This is a genomic window from Phyllobacterium sp. 22229 (assembly GCF_052056495.1).
Lineage (GTDB): Bacteria > Pseudomonadota > Alphaproteobacteria > Rhizobiales > Rhizobiaceae > Phyllobacterium > Phyllobacterium myrsinacearum.
The window spans coordinates 108,064-114,063 of record NZ_JBQEPA010000019.1 but is presented as its reverse complement, the minus strand read 5'-3'; the positions used below and the strand labels follow the sequence as shown (position 1 = coordinate 114,063).

Sequence of the window (6,000 nt, the reverse complement as noted above, 5' to 3'; positions counted from 1 at the left end):
TTGGCATCCAGCCCCGCAAGCTCCGTCGTCACCGATGCCACGATCCCCGGCTTGTCTTCGCACGACAGGGTGAGGACGAAGCCGTGCGTATAGCCGGAGGACTGACGGGTAACGGGCGGGGTGGGGGACTGATGATCCATCGGTTCAAACTCCAGGAAGCTCTTTGAGAAAACGGTCCAGTTCGTCATGCGCAATTCCAACCATATGTTCGGCTGCCGGATAGTTTTTTGCGTGCACGTCTGCGACAAACTCGGAAAAGGCTGCGACCCTTTCCTGCTGCAGGCGGTCATATTCGTCGGAAAAGTTGCGATAGGTTTTGGCATGGCGCGGATAGTGGCCGCGGTTCGATCCAAGAACATCCTCGGCGAAAAGATATTGGGCGTCGCAACCGGCGCCAGCGCCCATGGAGATCATGAACAGGGACGTCCGCCCGGAAATGGCCGTGGCAACAGCCACCGGCACCACCTCGATTTCGGTGGCAAAGGCCCCGGCCTCTTCCAGCGCCTTGGTCTGGCGCCAGATATCGAGCGCGCTTTGCGCCGTCTTGCCGACAGCTTTGAAGCCGCCGGTCCAGGTCGCCTGTGACGGGATCAGGCCGACATGGCCGCAGACCGGAATGCCTTCATCGCGCATGCGCCGGACGGTTGACAGGCTGGCGGCGCAATAGACCGCATCGCCGCCTGCGCGCAGCGCGGCAAAGGCAGCGCGCAGGTAATCCTCCGCCGTGACGAAATCGCCGTATTCAAGGCCGGGAATGGCAAAGCAGGACGGCGCCGCATCGCGGAAGGCGGGCGAGAGCAGCGCCGGCGGCACGGACAGCATATCGACCCGCGCCCTTTCGGCGGCTTCCGCCTCCTCAAGCGTTTCGACCCGCAGCATGGTCAGCTGGCGGCGGCCCTTCATTGCGAGAATGTCCGCCACCGTGGGGCGTTTGCTGGTCATGGTGTCTCCGTCCGTTTCAGGCTGCGAGCAGCGATTTGAGTTTGACGTCCGGGGCAGCAAGACCTGCCGGATCGGGACAGGCACTGCGGGCAATCAGCATTTCCGCCAGCCTCATATCCCGGGCGATGCTGTTGCCGCGACCAATGCCGCTCGCGGCAACGAGGCGCCCGTCCGCCGCGAGGTGGAACAGGATGAACGCGCGCTCATCGAGATCGCGGCGGATGGTTTGGCTCGCCTCGTCGGCAAGCCCGGCCACTTGTAACCCCAGCTCATACTGATCGGACCAGAACCACGGAACGGCGCGATGCGGTTCCAAAAGCCCAAGCATGTTGCGGGCGGCGAGCGTGCCCTGTTCCTGCGCATTGCGCCACGCTTCCAGCCGCACCCGCCGCCCGCCATAGAGGGCAAGCGGAAAGGCGCAGCAATCGCCCGCGGCAAAAATATCCGGGTCACTCGTCTGCAGATGCGCATTGACGAGGATGCCGTTGGCGGTTTCAAGCCCGGCTACCTCGGCGAGGGCCGTTGCCGGTATTGCGCCGATGCCGATGACGGCGAGGTCCGCCTCAAGCTTTTCACCACCGGCAAGCGTCATGGTGACGCCGGTGTCCCGGTCAGTGATCGCTGCAATGGCAATGCCGCAGCGGATGAGGACACCTTCCTGCCGGTGGCGTTCCGCGATGACGGCGGCGATTTCCTCGGCTACGCCGCGCATCAGAATCCGCGCCTGGGTTTCGAGCACGGTCACCCCGGCGCCGCGCTGGCGCGCGCTGGCCGCCAGTTCAAGCCCGATAAAGCCGCCGCCGACAATGACAATGCGCGCGCCCGGCTGCAGGCGCGCCCGGATGGTCAGCGCATCGTCATAGCTGCGCAGACAGGTGCAATGCCTGCTTTGCGCCGCCAGCGGCAGCGGGCGGGGTACGGCACCCGTCGCGAGCAGCAGCTTGTCATAGGCGAGGCGATCGCCACCTGCAAAGATGATTTCTTTGGCTTTCCGGTCTATTCCAATGGCGGTCGTGCCACCAAGGAAGCGGATATCCTGCTCGGCGAACCGGTCATTCCCGGCGATGGTTCTGGCAAGGGGATGTTCCGGCGACGTCATCACGTCCTTGGACAGGGGCGGACGTTCGTAGGGAAGGTGCTTTTCCGCACCGATCAGCGTGACCGGCCCGTCATAGCCGTTCTCGCGCAAGGCGAAGGCGGCGCGGGCACCGCATTCGCCGCCGCCGACGATGACCATACCGGCGGCCATCGTCAGGAAGCCAGCTGGATGAGGACCTTGCCGGCCTCGACTTTCACCGGATAGGTCTTCAGGTTGACGCAGACTGGCGCACCCTTGGCCTGGCCGGTCTTGTAGTTGAACCGGCCATTGTGCTTGGGGCACTCGATGATGTCGTCCATGACGAGCCCGTCGGCCAGATGGATATGTTCGTGGGTGCAAAGCCCATCTGTTGCGAAGAATTCGTCATCGGGGCTGCGATAGATCGCAAACGTCCGGCCTTCATGATCGAAACGCATGACATCTTCCTCATCGATAGCATCGGCCGTGCAGGCCTCAATCCAGTCGCTCATGCTCTGTCCTCCCTTTGGCAAGAGCCGCGCAGGCCTTGCTCACTGGTCTTATTCGTAAGCCTGTTCTTACCAATTCTATTCCGCTGCGGCGCGGGCATCCTCGCCGTGGAATTCCTCGCGGTAGGGTTTCGCCGTCAGCGGCAATTCGCGCCTGAGGTAATAGTCCTCGTTGCGCAACTGGCGCAGAAAGGCGGGGATCATCTCGCGGTAGCCGTCGAGGATGGACGGATTGGGTGCGGGCAGGTCATGCCTGATCATGGCGTGCAGGCGCGGCAGCGCGTGGTAGGGCACCATGGGGAACATGTGATGCTCGACATGATAATTCATGTTCCAGTAGATGAAGCGGCTGACAGGGTTCATCAGCACCGTGCGGCTGTTGAGCCGGTGATCGACGACATTGTCGGCAAGCCCGCCATGCTGGAGCAAGCCGGTCAGGACATGGTGCCACGCACCATACAGGCGGGGCAGGCCGACCAGCATCAGCGGCAGGAGCGAGCCGGTATAAACAGCAAGGGCGATGACAACGGCATAGATTGCGAGCCAGATGCGGGCGAAGCGCACGGCCTTGTGCTGCTCCTGCGCGGGAATGAACGTCTTTTCCCCGGCACTGACAAACCCGGCGGCATTGCGCAACATATCCGTCATCGCATGCCAGACATCGAGAATGCCGAAGACATTCAGGATGAGGCGGACAAGATCAGGCGGACGCATGACGGCAATCTCCGGATCGCGGCCAACAATGACCGTGTCGGTGTGATGACGCGCATGGCTCCAGCGCCACGTCACCGGATTGCGCATGATCATGAAGCAGGCGATCTGATAGACCGCATCGTTCATCCAGCGGGTCTTGAAGGCGGTGCCGTGGCCGCATTCGTGCCAGCGCGAATCCGAGGCGGAGCCGTAGAGCACGCCATAGGCGAGAAAGACGGGGATGCACCAGACCGTGCCCCAAAGCAGAATGCCCAGCCCGGCAAGGACAACCATGCTGCCGAGCCAGATCGCCGTGTCGCGTATGGCAGGCCCGTCCTCGCGCTTCATCAGCTCTTTCATGGCCTTGCGCGGCACATCGGTGTGATACCATTCGGCGGCTGCCAGCCCGGTCTCCACGGCGCGCTGTGAATCGCGGCCAACGAGGCTGTAATCGCGTGATGCCGGCAATGCTGCGTCCATGGCAGGACCTCCCAATCCTTCGGCACACACGGTTCAAACACCTGAGGCCGATGCGGGAAGTGTAGCGGCGGGGGAGGTCATGCTCAATTCGCGATGATGAAATCCTATCAATCTCCATCATTGAATGATACGGTTTCATGATAGAATCTATCATTCGAGGCGATATGGCCAACAGACCGACAATTGCCGATCTTGCCCGGGTTTCCGGGGTCAGCGTGGCGACGGTGGACCGCGTGCTCAACAACCGCCTGCCCGTGCGCGAGGAAACGGCGCGGCGCGTCTATGACGCCGCCAACAGCATCGGCTATCACGCGGCGGGGCTGATCCGCCAGCGCATGCGGCAGGAACTGCCGGAATACAGGCTTGGTTTTCTCCTGCAGAAATCCGGCCAGCATTTCTACCAGGATTTCGCGCGGGAAATCGACCAGGCGGTGCATGCGGCGCCGCATTTCCGCGGCGTGCCCGTTGTCGACTTCTGCCCGTCGCTGGCGCCGGAGGATATTATCGTCAAGCTGCGGTCTCTGGCCGGGCGCACGCAGTCGGTCGCGCTCGTCGCGCCCGATCATCCGTCGATCACCGCCGTGATCGAAGACCTGAAGGCGAGGGGCATTGCCGTTTTCTCCCTGTTGTCCGATTTTGCCGCCGGTGTGCGCGAGGGCTATGTCGGCCTGAACAACCGCAAGGCGGGACGCACGGCGGCATGGATGATCGCCAAAACGGCGCGCCGTCCGGGCAAGGTGGCGATCTTTGTCGGCAGTCACCGGTTTCAGGGGCATGAGCTGCGGGAAATCGGCTTCCGCTCGTTTTTCCGCGAAGAAGCGCCCGAGTTTACCGTGCTCGATACGCTGATCAATCTGGAGACACGGCAGATCACGCACGAGGCGATGCTCAACCTTCTGGAACACCATCCGGACCTGGCGGGGTGTTATGTCGCCGGCGGCGGCATGGAAGGCGCGATCGCAGCCCTGCGCGAGAGCATTCTGCCGGAACCGCCGGTGATGATCTGCAATGAAATCACGCCGGAATCGCGCGCGGCGCTGGCCGATAAGGTCGTCACGATGGCTATTGCCACCCCGCTGCCGCGTCTCTGCCGCGAACTGGTGGAGCTGATGGGCCATGTCATCGAAACCGGCGCGGCCAACACGCCGGGGCAAACCTTTCTGCCCTTCGATATTTATCTGCCTGAAAACATCTGACGCGGACGAATCTATCAGAAATGATAGTTTCTGCAGCGTTGGGGTGATTGACTGGCAGCTGAATGGAACAGATGTTTCGCGCGGCGCTGGCATTGTGCTGGCATTTCATTCCTTGGAGGTTTTCCGATGAGCGCGACGCGTTCCGCACCGGTTTTTGCAATCAATCATATGGTCACACCGGCATTGCGGCCGCAGGCATTTTTCGAACTGGCGCGCGCCGTCGGTGTGCGGGACGTGGAAATCCGCAATGATCTCACCGGCAACGCCATCATCGACGGAACGCCTGCGGCGGATATTGGCGCGCAGGCGGCGGCGGCCGGGGTGAAGATCGCGACGATCAATGCGTTGCAGCGCTTCAATGAATGGACGCCCGAGCGCGAAAAGGAAGCCATTGAACTCGCCGATTATGCCAGGGATGCGGGAGCGGCAGCTCTCGTCCTGGTGCCGGTCAATGACGGGACCGGCCAGGAGGATGGTGCGCGGCAGGCCAATCTGCGTGCGGCGCTGACAGCGCTCAAGCCGATCCTGACGGCGCGGGGGCTTTTTGGATTTGTCGAACCGCTCGGCTTCGAAATCTGTTCATTGCGCTCAAAGCGCGAAGCGGTGGAGGCCATCGAAGCGGTTGGCGGGCAGGATACGTTCCGCATCGTCCATGATACGTTTCATCACCATCTCGCTGGGGAACCGGCGCTCTTTCCGCAATGGACCGGGCTGGTGCACATCTCGGGTGTCACCGATGCCGCTGTCTCGTTAAGCGACATGCGCGATTCGCATCGCGTCCTCGTCGATGGGCAGGATCGCCTCGGCAATACAGCGCAGATCCGGGCCTTGCTTGCCGGTGGTTATGCCGGTGTGTTTTCGTTTGAACCCTTCGCCGAGGAAGTGCAGCAGCTCGACGATCCGGCAGGGGCTTTGTCGGAGAGTATTGCGCTGATCAAATCCCAGCTGGCCTGACAGATCGAATGGTTCCAGTCACCGGCGGCCGGGAGAAATCCCGTCTGCCGGTGATTTGTTGTTTCCTGTCTCCAGCTGCGATTCTGCCGGACGATGGGAATATCGTATGCGCACCAAACGGATGCACAGCAGTGCAGTTTGTGCCCGCTCTATTCGTGGCGATGCCGTT

6 protein-coding genes are annotated in these 6,000 nt (G+C 62.1%); 2 read left to right on the top strand and 4 right to left on the bottom strand.

From position 1 onward, the window contains the following. Positions 1-144: 144 nt before the first annotated feature. From ACTJJ7_RS21385 to ACTJJ7_RS21370, 4 genes are all read right to left on the bottom strand, one after another. Positions 145-942: a 3-methyl-2-oxobutanoate hydroxymethyltransferase gene (locus ACTJJ7_RS21385; protein ID WP_440968750.1), complete on the bottom strand. Its 798-nt coding sequence runs from the start codon at positions 940-942 to the stop codon at positions 145-147. A gap of 16 nt (positions 943-958) precedes the next feature. After that, on the bottom strand, positions 959-2,191 hold the full coding sequence (locus ACTJJ7_RS21380; RefSeq protein WP_440968749.1) for an NAD(P)/FAD-dependent oxidoreductase: 1,233 nt from the start codon (positions 2,189-2,191) through the stop codon (positions 959-961). 2 nt (positions 2,192-2,193) lie between these two features. After that, positions 2,194-2,511: a MocE family 2Fe-2S type ferredoxin gene (locus ACTJJ7_RS21375; protein WP_105731938.1), complete on the bottom strand. Its 318-nt coding sequence runs from the start codon at positions 2,509-2,511 to the stop codon at positions 2,194-2,196. 75 nt (positions 2,512-2,586) lie between these two features. Further along, positions 2,587-3,681 (bottom strand): fatty acid desaturase family protein, encoded by a 1,095-nt coding sequence (locus ACTJJ7_RS21370; protein ID WP_440968748.1) that lies wholly within the window; start codon positions 3,679-3,681, stop codon positions 2,587-2,589. 164 nt (positions 3,682-3,845) lie between these two features. Between ACTJJ7_RS21370 and ACTJJ7_RS21365 the strand changes: the two genes are divergently transcribed. After that, positions 3,846-4,877, top strand: a complete 1,032-nt coding sequence (locus tag ACTJJ7_RS21365) for a LacI family DNA-binding transcriptional regulator (RefSeq protein WP_440968754.1) — start codon at positions 3,846-3,848, stop codon at positions 4,875-4,877. 126 nt (positions 4,878-5,003) lie between these two features. Beyond that, positions 5,004-5,831, top strand: coding sequence for a TIM barrel protein (locus tag ACTJJ7_RS21360; RefSeq protein WP_440968747.1), 828 nt, complete (start codon positions 5,004-5,006; stop codon positions 5,829-5,831). Positions 5,832-6,000: the final 169 nt, after the last annotated feature.